This window comes from Absiella sp. AM29-15 (assembly GCF_003434225.1).
Taxonomy (GTDB): Bacteria; Bacillota_I; Bacilli_A; order Erysipelotrichales; family Erysipelotrichaceae; genus Hoskinsella; species Hoskinsella hominis.
Genome location: NZ_QVFL01000013.1, coordinates 65,990 through 81,407 on the forward strand (window position 1 = coordinate 65,990; position 15,418 = coordinate 81,407).

At 36.9% G+C, this 15,418-nt stretch carries 16 protein-coding genes and 1 other annotated feature; of the genes, 1 reads left to right on the forward strand and 15 read right to left on the reverse strand.

Annotation, left to right across the window (positions count from 1 at the left end):
* Nucleotides 1–74 precede the first annotated feature (74 nt).
* The 11 genes from DW761_RS13470 to DW761_RS13520 form a co-directional block, all read right to left on the reverse strand.
* Entirely contained in the window at nt 75–998 is a 924-nt protein-coding gene (locus DW761_RS13470; RefSeq protein WP_158553808.1) for a CorA family divalent cation transporter, read from the reverse strand.
* Nucleotides 988–1,845 carry a DMT family transporter gene (locus DW761_RS13475; RefSeq protein ID WP_117518445.1) on the reverse strand — a complete coding sequence of 286 codons (858 nt, stop codon included), beginning with the start codon at nt 1,843–1,845 and terminating at the stop codon, nt 988–990. Before DW761_RS13475 ends, DW761_RS13470 begins: the two co-directional genes overlap by 11 nt.
* Nucleotides 1,845–3,308 carry a DUF2779 domain-containing protein gene (locus DW761_RS13480; protein ID WP_117454123.1) on the reverse strand — a complete coding sequence of 488 codons (1,464 nt, stop codon included), beginning with the start codon at nt 3,306–3,308 and terminating at the stop codon, nt 1,845–1,847. The genes DW761_RS13475 and DW761_RS13480 overlap by 1 nt, the downstream gene beginning before the upstream one ends.
* A gap of 5 nt (nt 3,309–3,313) precedes the next feature.
* A complete protein-coding gene (locus DW761_RS13485) occupies nt 3,314–4,297 on the reverse strand; it encodes a helix-turn-helix transcriptional regulator (protein ID WP_117518446.1) in 984 nt (327 codons plus the stop codon).
* Nucleotides 4,298–4,309: 12 nt separating this feature from the next.
* On the reverse strand, nt 4,310–4,669 hold the full coding sequence (locus DW761_RS13490) for an ankyrin repeat domain-containing protein (RefSeq protein ID WP_117518447.1): 360 nt from the start codon (nt 4,667–4,669) through the stop codon (nt 4,310–4,312).
* Between the two features lie 148 nt (nt 4,670–4,817).
* On the reverse strand, nt 4,818–5,030 hold the full coding sequence (locus tag DW761_RS13495; protein WP_117518448.1) for an ATP-binding protein: 213 nt from the start codon (nt 5,028–5,030) through the stop codon (nt 4,818–4,820).
* 104 nt (nt 5,031–5,134) lie between these two features.
* The gene (gene leuB, locus DW761_RS13500) at nt 5,135–6,214 is read right to left on the reverse strand and encodes a 3-isopropylmalate dehydrogenase (protein WP_117518449.1); all 1,080 of its coding nucleotides are present in this window, start codon (nt 6,212–6,214) and stop codon (nt 5,135–5,137) included.
* Nucleotides 6,211–6,705, reverse strand: coding sequence for a 3-isopropylmalate dehydratase small subunit (leuD, locus tag DW761_RS13505; RefSeq protein ID WP_117454128.1), 495 nt, complete (start codon nt 6,703–6,705; stop codon nt 6,211–6,213). The genes leuB and leuD overlap by 4 nt, the downstream gene beginning before the upstream one ends.
* Before the next feature lie 12 nt (nt 6,706–6,717).
* Nucleotides 6,718–7,974, reverse strand: a complete 1,257-nt coding sequence (gene leuC / locus DW761_RS13510; protein WP_117454129.1) for a 3-isopropylmalate dehydratase large subunit — start codon at nt 7,972–7,974, stop codon at nt 6,718–6,720.
* A 4-nt stretch (nt 7,975–7,978) separates the two neighbouring features.
* A complete protein-coding gene (gene leuA, locus DW761_RS13515) occupies nt 7,979–9,664 on the reverse strand; it encodes a 2-isopropylmalate synthase (protein ID WP_117518450.1) in 1,686 nt (561 codons plus the stop codon).
* 57 nt (nt 9,665–9,721) lie between these two features.
* Nucleotides 9,722–9,964, reverse strand: a binding site (T-box leader).
* Nucleotides 9,965–10,029: 65 nt separating this feature from the next.
* Nucleotides 10,030–10,275, reverse strand: coding sequence for a sporulation initiation factor Spo0A C-terminal domain-containing protein (locus tag DW761_RS13520; RefSeq protein ID WP_117518451.1), 246 nt, complete (start codon nt 10,273–10,275; stop codon nt 10,030–10,032).
* 129 nt (nt 10,276–10,404) lie between these two features.
* Here DW761_RS13520 and DW761_RS13525 point away from each other — a divergent pair, with 129 nt between their 5' ends.
* Nucleotides 10,405–10,620 (forward strand): helix-turn-helix domain-containing protein, encoded by a 216-nt coding sequence (locus DW761_RS13525; RefSeq protein ID WP_117454132.1) that lies wholly within the window; start codon nt 10,405–10,407, stop codon nt 10,618–10,620.
* Nucleotides 10,621–10,932: 312 nt separating this feature from the next.
* On the opposite strand, the gene treC is transcribed toward DW761_RS13525, so the two are convergent.
* The 4 genes from treC to treR all read right to left on the reverse strand — a co-directional run bounded on the left by treC (nt 10,933) and on the right by treR (nt 15,343).
* The gene (treC, locus tag DW761_RS13535; protein WP_117518452.1) at nt 10,933–12,576 is read right to left on the reverse strand and encodes an alpha,alpha-phosphotrehalase; all 1,644 of its coding nucleotides are present in this window, start codon (nt 12,574–12,576) and stop codon (nt 10,933–10,935) included.
* A gap of 12 nt (nt 12,577–12,588) precedes the next feature.
* On the reverse strand, nt 12,589–13,308 hold the full coding sequence (locus tag DW761_RS21470; protein ID WP_233513097.1) for a PTS sugar transporter subunit IIA: 720 nt from the start codon (nt 13,306–13,308) through the stop codon (nt 12,589–12,591).
* A 78-nt stretch (nt 13,309–13,386) separates the two neighbouring features.
* Nucleotides 13,387–14,505, reverse strand: coding sequence for a PTS trehalose transporter subunit IIBC (gene treB, locus DW761_RS21475; protein WP_233513098.1), 1,119 nt, complete (start codon nt 14,503–14,505; stop codon nt 13,387–13,389).
* A gap of 115 nt (nt 14,506–14,620) precedes the next feature.
* Nucleotides 14,621–15,343: a trehalose operon repressor gene (gene treR / locus DW761_RS13545; RefSeq protein WP_117518453.1), complete on the reverse strand. Its 723-nt coding sequence runs from the start codon at nt 15,341–15,343 to the stop codon at nt 14,621–14,623.
* Nucleotides 15,344–15,418 lie beyond the last annotated feature (75 nt).

Sequence of the window (15,418 nt, forward strand, 5' to 3'; positions counted from 1 at the left end):
TATTTTTCAATATGAAAGGGATAAATGGTTAAGAAACAGGGATAATTGGTAAAAAAAAGAAAGCGACTTGCTTTCTATTTCAATAATTTCTTCCTTTTGAAAAACCAGAAACATATAACAACGATGGCGATGGATAATACGATTACAAATGGATAACCATATTTCCATTCTAACTCCGGCATATTATGGAAATTCATACCATACCATCCAACAATCAATGTTAATGGCATAAAAATCGTTGTGATAACAGTAAAGAAATACATGATATGGTTAAGATTCATATCTACCTGTGTAGAGTAAGCATCCTGTATTTGTACCATATAGTCCTTCAAGATATGGATATTTCCATTGAAACGATTGATACGATCAGAGATAATACGCAGATGATGCAAATGTTCTTCCTGAAAGAAATCATTTTCATCCTGAAGCAGTTCTTCACAGACATCGAGTAATTGTTCATAATAATGTGTCAGGTATAAGATATTGCTTCGTAATGGTCTGGTTTTCTGATTGAAATCCGACATATGATTTTCCATGATTGCTTCTTCAATCGTAGATAGATCATTTTCCATATCTTCTAACATCTGGGTATGGTGTTTTACAATGGTGTGCAGCAAAGTCGCAATCATATGCTCTAAGGAAACCGTATGGGCATTGATGTGCCACATATCTGATAATATTTCAGACTTCATGGCTGCATCATCACAAATAATCAACAGCATATGTTTGGTAATATAGACACCTAGTTTAATGGAAATAAAACTTTCCTGTTTATGAACGGCATGCAAGATACCAAAATCGTATCCATAATAAGAATCCATTTTATGATTTGGTTTACGATTCATCTGGTTGTATTCTTCCATGGTGACAGGATCAAAATGAAACTGAGCAATCAATGATGGTAAATCTTCTTTTCCAAAGATGCCAAGCTTCATAGATTCTTGTGTCATATCAAATTCCTTTATTTCTACCGGTTCTTCTTTAAATTCATAAAGCATTTGTTTCATCTCCTTTAGATGATTTTGTGACTCCTATAATACCAGCAAATATGCAGATGATACCTGCAATCTGTAAAGGTGTACATGGTTCTTGTAGAATGAAAATGGATAGAATGATTGCTGTACAGGGATCAAGATAACTACATACCGCAACATTTGTGGAGGATAGTTTTGCGATGGATGTAAAATACAGAAGATAAGCAATTCCTGTATGCAGGACTCCTAGTAATATGATCCATGGAAGTTGTGCCATGGTGATATTAGAAATCTGTATGAATTCCTTTTGCCATAAGACATAAGGCAGAATGATGCATGCGGCAAGTGACAGCTGAAGAAATGTAAAGCTTAATGACTCCATATGAATATGGCGATTGGTTAAAACAATACCGGCATAACCACAGGCGGCTAATAAGCCAAAGAAGATGCCCATGATATCAAAGCTTCCACTTTGAAAAGATATCGCCACAAGTCCTGCCATACTGCATAAAAGACATACCACTTTTTGCTTTGTGAAAGCTTCATGATATAAAAACCAAGATGCAAATGCAATCATCAGTGGCGCACTGTAATAGACAATGGTCGCATTGGAAATACTGGTATAGCGATAGCTTTCAAATAGAAAAATCCAGTTACAGCCTAAAAAACATGCGGATAATAGGATATATTTCCATTCCCCTTTATTAATGTTTATTTTCTTTCTACGACTTAGTAGGATCATTCCTAGAATCATGGCGCCAATACAGGTTCGTATAAGCGCAAGTAGTGCACTAGGCAGTTGTGCATTTCGTACAAATAAACCAATGGTCCCAAAGATGAACATCGCTAAAAGATTATAAAATAAATACATCAGGACTCCCAGGCGATTTTATCCAAAGCATGGTATACGATATATTCTGCATAGGTATCCATCGAACAATAGGCATCTAATTGTTCTCTGATTACTTTGGCATCTGCTTCATCACATTGTGATAATTCACGATATTTTTCTACAGCATCCATACCATAGGAGATATCCAGATCCTGATAGTTATAATCTGAGAAAATCGGTACTAACGTTTTTAAAGAGTAAAAGCCTGCCATACGATTATCATAGACATTTCCAGTAGAAAACGGTAAAGATAAATCTACCATTCTCTCCCAAATACTTTCTAGTTGTGATGCATATTGTGGAAACTGTTCTGCCAGTTGTTTTAATCGAAGTTTTTCTGCACCTTCCATGTTGTATACCAATATGGTACCTGTTGCTGGTACATGTTTGAGTAAGGATTCTATAAAAGCAATACGACAATCGCCTGTTTCAATGAAACAATGATGTGTCAAATCTTTTTGATTGGCCTGTTCCACATGTAAAGAATATTCAAAGCATACAACATCAAAAGGCTTTAAGCCCTTATAAGGTGGATATGCATAGGTTTCCCATTCAAAATCAAGATAGCTGATTGGATAATGAATATGTTCCTTCAACCAGCAGCGAAGTGCTGCCTGATCCACATATCGGCCATATTTCGCGGCCATAATCTGAGCATATTGATGTCTGGTACCCTCTATTCGTTCTACATCCACATCTTTGATATCCTCAATGCCTTCCTCTTTCATAGCATATTTATGACAAGATTGTACAAGATTCAAGATACTGGTATGATCTGGTTTCTCTGGAAAACACTCATCAAAATAAGGACATTTTACACCACGTGTACAGGCATTACTTCGTACGATGGCTACATCTTCTCTAGCTTCACAACTGCGTAAATCTTCCAATAATGGCAAGATATCACGACGATGTGAGGCAATTAAATCTTTGATTAATTTTCCTTCATGATTTTTACTGTTATATAAATGCTCTGTAATGATGAGTAATGCTCTTACATCAAGCTGTTCCCCACGTACATAATCAGGATTTAAATGAATGACATAGACTTCATCAATAAATATTCCTAGTAATTCCAATACAGATAATGTATCTGCCATTTTCTGTGCTTCTCCCTCTTTTGGATAGCAGCTGGAATATGTAAAATATACGATACGTTTTCCATCTTCTTGATACATAATAGGAATCTTCACACGTAAATCTTCATGAGCAAAGCGAGCATTCAATAGCCATGCATGGGTAGATAAAGCAGCTAAGGCAAGTGCACCATCATCATTGGCAGCCCCTTCAAAAGGATCCTGGATCATCAACAGCTCCTTGCATAACTCTATCATACTCATATTATAATTCACAAATGGAATCATCTGTTTACGTTCTTTTCTTGACAGCCAGAACATTCGCTGGCATCGTTCATACTTCTTAAAATCGGTTACATGATACATGTTTTTCACTTCTCTTTCTTAATGATTATATCAGAAAATGCGGTATTGTTATAGTTTTCCATCATATCCTGTAAAATTTTTGTGATATCTTCACATATTTCTTTTGGCTCTATGACCTTACACTGTGCGCCTAAGGACAATAAAAAGCTGATAATTTCCATCTTGCCTTCCATAATCGTATGATAACGCAAGGTGTGATCATTGATCCATTCCATTTCCGGATGTAGTCCAACCTGTTTTTCTGACATCAGTAATGCTGTTTCATGATATAACATTAAATCTAATTCATATACTTCATCCTGAATCAGACCAATATTTCCTACATGCTCCTTGATTTTAAAGTTGACATCTCTTGTGAATACTGTATCCGTGATGACAACATTGCGCATTCGTTTATCACTGAATTTATAATTACGAAAATCTTTGGCTTTCATGGAATATGCCAGACAATAATAGCTTCCTTTATAGTTTAATATTTCATATGGATGAATCATGATTCTTTCAAACTGTTTGGCATGCATGCTTTTATAGTCCAGTGCTATCGCAAGGGAATGTTGTTTTGCGCTTTCGCACAGATCCATCATTTTTAATATTTCTTTAGAAACCACTGGTTTACTGTCATTTAAATACATACCCCCATTTGTTTCACTTAATGAAGAGCTTGCTAAGATTTTATCCATTGCCAGACGATAATCTTCATATAAATAAAAATCCGGATGAACTTTTAAATACGTTAGGGCATCAGATAGTGCTTTTTTCTCTTTCGCAGTAAATCCCTGCATAGGCAAAAGGGTACCTCCATCCAGAGCGTACCCGCCATATTTTCCACTTGTTGTGATAATATCATATCCAGCTGCTTCCAGCTCTTTTCGATACTCTATGATGTTTCTTGGATTCACATCCAGTTCTTTTGCCAGTTCTTCTTTACGCATAAACCCTCTGGCCGCAAGCAATTTCAACATTTCAATGCAATAAGCACTACGATTCATAAGTAATCCTTTCTAGTGATGTAACAAAGGCTGATAATCTAGTGGTGCGTAACGATCTGGATAGAAACCAAAAGCGATGTTCATATATTCGTACTTTGGTACAGCACCATGCTTCGTTAATAAAGGTACCATACTGCTGATTCCACGATCCTGAGCGAATGCCAGCGCACTGTCAATTTGTGATGCGCCATAAGCAATCAATAGATTGACCATTTTCTTATTGCGTATATAAACCGCATGATGTAATATTGGATATCCATTAAAGATCCAGTTGGCATCTGCGCCAAAGTCTAACAGCTCCTCTGCACGCTCCACATCTTTTTCCCAAACAGCATTTAATAATTCCCTTGCTAATCTACGTTCATTGATCATAAAATTCATCCTTTCCTTTTGATGACTTTATGATATACCATATTGTTACATCATTTATGTAAGAATGCAATATTTTTTAAATTTTTTTATATTCCCATGAATGATGAAAAGCTATGGAAAAACGCCATAGCTTTCTTTTAATATTTTTCTAACAATAGAAAATCCGCAATATGCATCGTATGAATACCTTCATAGTTTCCTTTAGCCCATGTATCTGTAGAATTCCTTTTTGGCGTAATTGTTCTTTTATCATCAACATGATTGTTAATTTTCCACTTCTTCTCACTCCAGTTAATATTTTTACGAATGGTTTATCCATATATTTCATGATTTCATTCACATATTGTGGTCTTTCAATCATAAATATCACCTCATATTACAATATAACATATTTTAGCGTATAAATTCAGATAGTTTATCTGATTATACCCGTATAAGCAAAAAGATCTGTGAATTACACAGACCTTATGCTTTTTCAATATATTCTACAATCTTATCTCCCATTTCATCACAGAACAGCTTTGTTTTACCCTCTTCCATGATATCTCCTGTACGATAGCCATCAGATAATACATCTGCGACAGCTTTTTCGATGACCGCATTTTCTTCATCCATATCAAATGCATATTTCAACATCATCCCAGCTGCCAGAATGGTACCAATTGGATTAGCGATATTTTGTCCTGCGATATCTGGTGCAGAACCATGGATTGGTTCATACATACCACGTTTACTTTCGCCTAAAGAAGCACTTGGAATCAAACCGATACTTCCTGTAATCATACTAGCTTCATCACTTAAGATATCCCCAAACATATTTTCTGTGACGATCACATCAAACTGGGCAGGATTTTTAACAATCTGCATGGCTGTATTATCAACTAACATATCCTGTAATTCTACATCTGGATATTCGTTCGCCACTTCATGCATAACTTTACGCCATAAACGGCTGGTATCTAATACATTTGCTTTATCAACGGAAATCACTTTGTGATTACGTTTTCTGGCTGTTTGAAACGCGGTGTGGGCAATGCGTTTGATTTCATGTTCATAGTAACACATGTTATCCGTTGCATATAATTCACCATTTACTTCATATGTTTTCTTTTCTCCAAAATATACACCGCCGATTAATTCACGTACGACCATAAAATCAATACCGTTTTCTACAATATCTGTACGAAGTGGTGAAGCTGCTGCCAGCTGAGGAAAAATCTTTGCTGGTCGTAAATTGGCATATAATCCCATTTCTTTACGGATACCCAACAAGGCTTTTTCTGGTCGGATGCTTGGATCTACATTATCCCATTTTGGGCCACCTACTGCTCCTAACAAGACAGAATCACTGTCTAAACAAGCCTGTAAACTTTCTTCTGGAAGTGATTTTCCATACTTGTCAATGGCACATCCTCCTGCACATACCTCTGTATACGTAAATTCGTGCTGATATTTTTTTTCAATTGCCTTTAAGACTTTGACTGCCTCTTTTACAATTTCTGGTCCTATGCCATCTCCTGGGATGACTGCGATATTTTTTTTCATTCCTTGTTCCCCTTTCGTATAGCGTTCATTAAGCCGTTTTGTTTCATAATATTCTGAATGAATGGTGGGAAAGGTTCTGCCTTGTATGTTTCATCTTTTGTAATATTATAAATTTCTCCCGTATCAAAATTAATTTCTACTTCATCCCCATTTTCGATTGCATTGCTGGCATCTTCACATTCTAGAATTGGTAATCCGATATTTATGGAATTACGATAGAAGATACGTGCAAAGCTTTTCGCAATGACACAGCTGATGCCACATGTTTTAATGGCAAGTGGCGCATGTTCTCTGGAAGAACCACAACCAAAATTCCATCCTGCTACGATGATATCATCGGTTTTAATTTTATTCACAAAGTCCGCATCAATATCACACATACAATGACTTGCCAACTCTTTTGGATCACTGGTATTCAGATATCTTGCGGGAATGATAACATCTGTATCGACGTTATCCTGATATTTATGTGCATTTCCTTTAGTTTTCATCTTGTGACCTCCCTAATCCTGTGGTGCCGCTATCTTACCTGCAATGGCACTGGCGGCTGCGACTGCTGGACTTGCCAGATAGACTTCCGATTCTACATGTCCCATACGTCCAACAAAGTTACGGTTGGTTGTGGCAACACATCGTTCCCCTTCCGCAAGGATTCCCATATATCCACCTAAGCATGGTCCACATGTTGGTGTAGATACGACGCATCCTGCGTCAATGAAGATTTCCATCCAGCCTTGTTTGATACATTCTTTATAAATGCTTTGAGTTGCTGGGATAATGATGGCACGTACGCCTTTAGCAACGTGTTTGCCTTTTAATATTTCGGCAGCTGTTTGCATATCAGACAAACGACCATTCGTACAAGAACCAATGACAACCTGATCGATTTTTACTTCATCGATTTCATCAATGGTTTTGGTGTTTTCTGGTAGATGTGGGAAAGCTATCGTTGGTTTAATTTGTGATAAGTCAATGTGATATTCATTGACATATTGTGCATCTGGATCTGCCTTATAGGTTTGATAAGGGCGATGAACACGATCTTTGACATAGGCTTCTGTAATTTCATCTACTTCAAAGATACCATTTTTTGCGCCTGCTTCAATTGCCATGTTTGCCATACATAAACGATCATCCATAGAAAGAGATGCAAGACCAACACCGCTGAATTCCATTGATTTATAAAGTGCACCATCCACACCGATCATACCGATGATATGCAAAATAACATCCTTGCCACTCACGTGTTTATTTAATTTTCCTCTTAAATCAAATTTAATAGCTTCTGGTACTTTAAACCAGCATTTGCCAGTTGCCATACCTGCTGCCATATCGGTACTTCCAACACCAGTAGAGAAAGCGCCTAATGCACCATACGTACAGGTGTGGGAATCCGCCCCAATAATACATTCTCCAGGACCTACGATACCTTTTTCCGGCAGTAAAGCATGTTCAATGCCCATTTCCCCTACATCATAGAAATGTTCAATATTTTTCGCATAAGCGAATGTTCTACAGGCTTTACACTGTTGTGCTGCCTTGATATCCTTGTTTGGTGCGAAATGATCCATAACCATTGTTACCTTGCCAGGATCAAATACCTGATCAAAACCATATTTTTCAAATTCTTTGATAGCGACAGGAGATGTAATATCATTGCCAAGTATCATGTCCAGATTCGCTTCAATCAGCTGTCCAGCACTTACACTTTCAAGTCCTGCATGCGCCGCTAAGATTTTTTGTGTCATTGTCATTCCCATAAAATTATGCCTCCTCACTGGCTCTTCTTTGTGATACGGCACGGTTTAATGCCGCAAACAGAGCTTTCACACTGGATGTAATGATATCCTCATGGATACCTACACCCCATTGATCAATATTTCTACAATCGTTGATTTTTACATAAGATACTGCTTTTGATGTGGAGCCTTTGCTTAATGAGTGCTCCTTATAATCCATGATATCAAAGGATACCTGTAAGTTATCACGTAATGCGTTGCTGATGGCATCCAAACGTCCATTTCCTTTACCAGTAATGGTTTGTTCCATACCATCCGCTATGACATTTATATCACAGATATAATTTTCACCATCCCGTTTGAAATGGAAATCCTGCATTTCAAATGGCGCATTGATATTACGATATTCTTTTTCAAACAAATCCTTCACTTCATTTGGCAACAGTTCTTTATGTTGTTTATCTGATACATCTTTCATAAAGTAGCCGATTTCCTCACGCATTTCATTTGGTAATTCATATCCATAGTATTCTTCTAACATGAAGGCAACCCCGCCTTTACCAGATTGTGAATTGATGCGGATGACATCAGTTTCATATACACGTCCAACATCTCTTGGATCAATTGGCAGATATGGTACGGTCCAGTGTTGTGGATCATGCGCATCACGATAATGCATGCCTTTGGCAATGGCATCCTGATGAGAACCACTAAATGCCGCAAATACCAGTTGTCCAGCATATGGCTGACGCATACCAACCTTCATTCTTGTGACATTCTCGTATACTTCTACAATATGAGGCATATCATGGAAATCTAACTGTGGATCAACACCCATAGAATACATATTCATCGCAAGAGTAATGATATCCACATTTCCTGTACGTTCTCCATTTCCAAACAGTGTTCCTTCAATACGATCTGCCCCAGCTAATATACCAAGCTCTGTATCCGCAACGCCACAGCCACGATCATTATGTGGATGTAAGGATACGATGACGTTTTCACGATAATTCATATGCTTGCACATATACTCAATCTGGCTTGCGTAAACATGTGGCATGGATAATTCCACTGTGACGGGCAGGTTGATGATGACCTTTTTATCAGCTGTTGGTTTCCATATATCTAATACAGCATTACATACATCTAATGCATAATCGATTTCTGTACCAGTGAAACTTTCTGGCGAATATTCAAAGCGATAATTGCCGCCATCTTCTTCACTTAATTGTTTTAACAGCTTCGCACCTTCGACTGCGATATTCAATATTTCTTCCTTAGACTTTTTGAATACCTGTTCCCTTTGCGCAAAAGATGTAGAATTGTATAGATGAATCACTGCATTTTTCGCACCCTTAACGGCTTCAAATGTCTTTCGGATAATATGTTCTCTTGCCTGTGTTAAGACCTGCACTGTGACATCATCTGGTATCATATCTTCTTCAATCAAAGTACGTAAGAATTCATATTCTGTTTCTGAAGCAGCTGGAAAGCCTACTTCAATTTCTTTAAAGCCTACATCTACCAATAATTTAAAGAATTCAATTTTTTCTTCCAGACTCATCGGAATGATCAAGGATTGATTTCCATCACGTAAGTCTACGGAACACCATGCTGGTGCTTTCTCTATATATTCTTTCTGTGTCCAATCCATGCAGTTTTCCGGTGGCATGTAATATTGGCGCTTATACTTTTCATAACCTTTCATTTGTTCTCCCTTACCTTTCTTATCTTAAACAAAAAAGCTTTCGCCTCTAAAAAAACTCATAGAGACGAAAGCTTATACTTCCGCGGTACCACTCTGATTGATGATAAAAAAATCATCCTCTCACATATCCTACGAATATGTTCTCGCTTGATAACGGACGAGTAGCCGATGACGTTTACTTGCGAAAGCTTTCAGGTCATAGCTCACGGGTGAGTCGATTTCTTTGTCCACATGCCTTTCACCAACCGGCAATTCTCTACGCTGCAACATCCAAAATCTGATCCCGATCTTTGCTTTTTGCTGTTGTTATTAGAATAATGCAATTTCTGAAAATTGTCAACCCATTTATGAAATTTATTCAAATTTTATTTCTGAAAATTTCTTACATCCGAATGTACTTGCAAATTATCCGCAAAATAAGCAATCACTTCTTGAGGTGTTGGTTTATCCTGTGCGTGAGGAATTTTTCTCCATTGTTCTCTTATAGAGGCATCTTCATGATCATATGCACAATCTATGGCTTCACACATATCCTGATAGACCTCTTCTTCCCTACGGTTTTCATCTTTAGCAATGATATTTACAATCTGCTGCATGATAACATCTTTCATTTGCTTATCTCCTTCCTATTATATTTATACCTTATATCGTATATTAATACCTTTCACGGTACACGATACTATTATATCGCATTTTACTTGTTATAATGTAGAAAATTAAGAAAAAAGGTGAACAAATATATGCTGACATTTTACAAATTATTTGATTTAATGAATCGAAAAGATATTAATAAAACAGAACTTAGAAGAGGCGCAAAGATTTCAAATAGTACGATGAATCGTCTGGTTCATAACGATATCGTACAAACAGATACCATTGAACGTATATGTAAATTCTTGAAATGCCAGCCTGGTGATATCATGGAATATGAAAAGAAAAAAGCCAAGAACGAATAGTTTCTTGGCTTTCTTTTGCTCTATCCACATGAGGAGGGTTGGGAGTAGAGGATGAGCTTATTTTACAGAACCGATCATACCTTCAACAAATTGTTTCTGCATCACGAAGAAGATGATTGCTGTAAGTAAGGTTCAAATAACGATTGCACACATGAAATATCAGGATATAGCTCTTCCTATATTCATATTTTTCATGCTTTGATAATTCATGACATCTTTTTAATAACTATTTTAGTGCTTTAATGTAAGCGATATGAGATTTTAGTAAGTCCTAGTAGTCATTCTTATAAATAAAAGCACACGATTTGTGTGCTAGTTCTCTTTATAATATACTCTTGTTTCATATGGGCGAAGAACCATGGTTTCTTCCATATCAGCATGTGGATAATTGCTTAATATTTCTTTATACCCTGTTTCTGATAACTGTACCTTAGTTTCTGTATCATAGAAATTATTTAATACGATCATAGAAGTATTCTCATATACCCTTTTATAAGCAAAGACACTTGTGTGCTCAGGAAGTAATGGCTCATAACTTCCTTTCGCAATGATTGGATATGCTTTACGTAAACGAATCAGTTCACGATAATATTCTAAGATACTTCCTTCCTTATGAATTTGATTCTCTACATTGATTTCCTTGTAATTGTGAATGATCTGAAGCCATGGAGTCCCTTTAGTAAATCCTGCTTGTGCTTCTTGATTCCATTGCATTGGGGTACGTGAATTATCACGGCTTCTTTCCTGTAAGATATGATAGATTTCCTTTTCCTCTTTTCCTTCTGCTTTTAAGATATTGAAATAATTGATACTTTCTACATCTCGGTATTCATGGATATTCGTAAAATACGCATTGGTCATGCCAATTTCTTCTCCCTGATAAATATAAGGTGTTCCACGCATCATATGAATTGCTGTCGCAAGCATTTTGGCGCTTTCCACATGGTATTGTTGATCATTTCCAAAGCGTGAAACCACACGTGGCTGATCATGATTACACCAAAATAGTGCGTTCCATGCATTATGTTTCTGCATGCCAATCTGCCATGTATCAAACAGCTGTTTTAATTCCATGAAATCAAATGGTTGAAGCTCCCATTTTTGTTTGTTTTTATAGTCTACTTTTAAATGATGAAACTGGAAAACCATGCTTAATTCATGACTGTCTGCACCTGCATATTTCACACAATTATCAAGTGATGTAGAACTCATTTCACCTACCGTGATGATACGTTCATCCTTTCCAAATGTACGCTCGTTGATTTCCTTTAAGAACTCGTGTACATGACGTCCATCCGTATAAAATCTACGTCCATCCCCTTCTTCATCATCTTCAAAACATTCAGGTTTACTGATCAAATTAACAACATCAAAGCGGAATCCATATACCCCTTTATCCATCCAGAATTTTAGAATATCCACAATTTCATCACGGACCTCTGGATTTTCCCAGTTTAAATCTGCCTGTGTTTTATCAAATAAATGTAAATAATATTCATCAAATGCTTCTACATATTCCCAAGCATTCCCACCAAACTTACTGATCCAGTTGGTTGGTGCATTGCCATCTTGTTTACCTTTACGAAAATAGTAATAATTTTTATATTTTTCTTCTCCAGCCAATGCTTTTTGAAACCATACATGTTCTGTAGAGGTATGATTAAATACCATATCCAGCATGATATCAATGTTTCTTTTCTTTGCTTCTTTGATCAGGTTTTCAAAGATTTCCATTGTACCATATCTTGGGTCAATGGCACGATAATCTGCGACATCATATCCATTATCACGCTGAGGTGATGGAAAGAATGGAGTCATCCAGATGTAATCTACACCTAAATAATGTAAATAATCCAGTTTCTCAATGATTCCCTGTAAATCACCCAGGCCATCATTGTCACTATCATAAAAGCTTTTTGGATATATCTGATATACGACTTTGTTTTCAAAATTCATGTATGTGTCCTCCTAAATAAACGCTATAAATCCTTTTTCATTTTTTGCGATTGTTTCATTTTTCTTGTGTAATTTTACCTTTTCACCACTTGTGAATACCACAGGTGATACTAAAGATTTCCCATGTGAGGTAAGGATATCTTTATTTACCTTAACCAGTACATCCCCTTGTTTTACACGTTGTCCAGCCTTCACTTTCACATCAAAGCCTTCCCCATTTAATTCCACAGTATCCATACCAATGTGAATTAGTATTTCTTTTCCATCATCACTTTTAATGCCATATGCATGCCCTGTAGGAAAGCTCATAACAATTTCACCGCTTACTGGCGCAACAACTTCATCTCTACTTAATTCAATTGCAAATCCATCCCCCATAGCCTTTGATGAGAATGCGGCATCTTCAATCTCTTCTAATGGAAGAATTTTTCCATCCATCGGAGATGCAAATATTTCTGGTTCTGAAGAATGTTGATATCCACTAACCAAGGAGTTCGCTTCTCCAAACAAATCTTCTTCACTTAATTTTTTCTTACCAATCACATAGGTTAAGGCAAATGGAATGATAATGGCAGCTGCCATGGCTAATGCGAAGAATCCCCAATATTCTGCGAAAATAGATAAGATACCAGGAAGTCCGCCAACACCGATACTGACAGCTTTTACGCCAAAGCCAATGGATAACATTGCCGCAACACTGGAGCCAATCATACCACTGATAAATGGGAACATATATTTTAAGTTAACACCGAATAATGCCGGTTCTGTGACACCTAAATAACAAGAGATACAGGCAGGTATATTAACCTGTTATGCACGTTCATTCTTTTTCTGTAAAGTGATCATCGCAAGTACCGCACTTCCCTGTGCAATGTTGCTTAAGGCAATCATTGGCCATAAAATCGTGTAGCCATATGTGGAAACTAACTGCGTATCAATAGCATTGGTCATATGATGCAATCCTGTGATAACAAGTGGTGCATAGACAAAGCCAAATACACCCGCAAATAACCATTTTACGTTACTGGATAAGCCTGCATAAACAACCTGTGAAATCATATCACCAATTTTCCAGCCAATTGGTCCCACAATCGTGTGAGCAATGATGACTGCAGGTATCAAGGATAAGAAAGGTACCACGATCATAGAAATTGCTTCTGGGCAGTGTTTATGCCAGAATTTTTCTAAATATACTAGTACAAATCCTGCCATCATTGCTGGAATGACCTGTGCCTGATAACCAATCATCTGAATAGAGAAAGAACCAAAATTCCATACTGGAATATCTGCGGCTGCAGTAGAGGCAACAGCATAAGCATTTAATAACTGAGGGGATACTAGTGTAATACCTAAGATGATACCTAGAATTTGTGTTGTGCCCATCTTCTTTGTGATAGACCATACAATACCAACTGGCAAGAAGTGGAATACAGCTTCGCCAATCAACCATAAGAAGGAATCCACACCACTCCAGAACTGAGATATTTCAACTAATGTTTTTGTGCCATCTTCAAATAATTTGATTGCGTCAATGATATTACGAAAGCCTAAAATCAAACCTCCGCAGATTAATGCTGGAATAAGTGGCGCAAAGATTTCACCAAGATTGCCCATCAAACGCTGGATCCATGTCTGGTTTGTTTTCGCTGCCTGTTTTGCGGCATCCTTACTGACACCCTCTATGCCTGATACCGTGATAAATTCATTGTAGAATTCCTGCACGTCATTTCCAATAATGACCTGAAATTGTCCGGATTGTGTAAAGGTTCCTTTTGCACTTGGAATAGTTTCAATCTTTTTTACATCTGCTTTTTTATCATCTATCAATACGAAACGCATTCTTGTGACACAATGTGTTACTGCTGAGATATTTTCTTTTCCGCCTACATATGTTAGTAAATCTGTCGCATCCTTTGTATACATTGCCATAAAGTTCTCTCCTTATCTAATTTATGTACGTACATATTTATTACATCTATACTATAATATGTACGTACATAAATGTCAATAACAAAATAAAAAAAGAGTGAATTTTTTTCCACTCTTAAGAAAATGTATTGGTTCTTCTTGCGAAGTCATTAAAGCGAAACTTATCCGGACGATGTCTAGAACGGGTAAACTGAAAGATACGGGTATCCGTTAAATAAGTATATGAATCAACATTGACCACCATATCATACTCTTTAAGATCTAATAATCGCTTATCATTTTCACTTACTTTCTGACAGGTGATTTCCTTATTCGCATAACCGATTTTCAGGTTTAATTCCTTCTCGATATAATCATACAAAGAATGCTCGGCAATTTCTTTTGTGATTCCCGGTACAATCGTCGCATTTAAGAAATCAAGATCCAGGATAATACTCTCCCCGTCAATTTTTCTTACTCGTTCAATCATCCATAATTTATCTTTATCAGAAAGATTCATTCTGACTTTCATTTTTTCATCAGGTTTGATCAGTTCACAACAGGTCACAATCGTTTCCACACTGCCATGCATCGTAGAAGCCAGCTCTTTAAAACTAATAACACCACTGACAGGAAATTCATAGCGTGTACGATCCAAGACCACAGAGCCTTTACGTTTCGTTTTTTGGATATAGCCATTTTGTGATAACAGCTGCAAAGCTTTGCGTATCGTATCCCTTGAACAAGCATATTCCTCCATCAAATCAAATTCTTTCGGTATCGTTTCACCTACTGGAAATTCCTCCTGTTCGATTCGATTCAATAAAGACTGATATATTTCTTCATATTTTGCAGCCATAACCATCACCTCGTTAAAATTATAACATGTACGTACAATAGTGTATATAGAAACTTATAATAATGAAAACAAAAA

Bases quoted from the DNA above. Each gene is read 5' to 3' on its own strand.
- DW761_RS13485 (WP_117518446.1), bottom strand. From the start codon at position 4,297: ATGAATCGTAGTGCTTATTGCATTGAAATGTTGAAATTGCTTGCGGCC.
- DW761_RS13525 (WP_117454132.1), top strand. From the start codon at position 10,405: ATGCTGACATTTTACAAATTATTTGATTTAATGAATCGAAAAGATATT.
- DW761_RS13480 (WP_117454123.1), bottom strand. From the start codon at position 3,308: ATGTATCATGTAACCGATTTTAAGAAGTATGAACGATGCCAGCGAATG.
- DW761_RS13475 (WP_117518445.1), bottom strand. From the start codon at position 1,845: ATGTATTTATTTTATAATCTTTTAGCGATGTTCATCTTTGGGACCATT.
- DW761_RS13495 (WP_117518448.1), bottom strand. From the start codon at position 5,030: ATGATTGAAAGACCACAATATGTGAATGAAATCATGAAATATATGGAT.
- DW761_RS13520 (WP_117518451.1), bottom strand. From the start codon at position 10,275: ATGAAAGATGTTATCATGCAGCAGATTGTAAATATCATTGCTAAAGAT.
- leuD (WP_117454128.1), bottom strand. From the start codon at position 6,705: ATGAAAACTAAAGGAAATGCACATAAATATCAGGATAACGTCGATACA.
- leuB (WP_117518449.1), bottom strand. From the start codon at position 6,214: ATGAAAAAAAATATCGCAGTCATCCCAGGAGATGGCATAGGACCAGAA.
- treR (WP_117518453.1), bottom strand. From the start codon at position 15,343: ATGGCTGCAAAATATGAAGAAATATATCAGTCTTTATTGAATCGAATC.
- DW761_RS13490 (WP_117518447.1), bottom strand. From the start codon at position 4,669: ATGATCAATGAACGTAGATTAGCAAGGGAATTATTAAATGCTGTTTGG.
- DW761_RS13470 (WP_158553808.1), bottom strand. From the start codon at position 998: ATGCTTTATGAATTTAAAGAAGAACCGGTAGAAATAAAGGAATTTGAT.
- treC (WP_117518452.1), bottom strand. From the start codon at position 12,576: ATGAATTTTGAAAACAAAGTCGTATATCAGATATATCCAAAAAGCTTT.
- leuC (WP_117454129.1), bottom strand. From the start codon at position 7,974: ATGGGAATGACAATGACACAAAAAATCTTAGCGGCGCATGCAGGACTT.
- DW761_RS21470 (WP_233513097.1), bottom strand. From the start codon at position 13,308: ATGTTCCCATTTATCAGTGGTATGATTGGCTCCAGTGTTGCGGCAATG.
- treB (WP_233513098.1), bottom strand. From the start codon at position 14,505: ATGGCAATGTATACAAAGGATGCGACAGATTTACTAACATATGTAGGC.
- leuA (WP_117518450.1), bottom strand. From the start codon at position 9,664: ATGAAAGGTTATGAAAAGTATAAGCGCCAATATTACATGCCACCGGAA.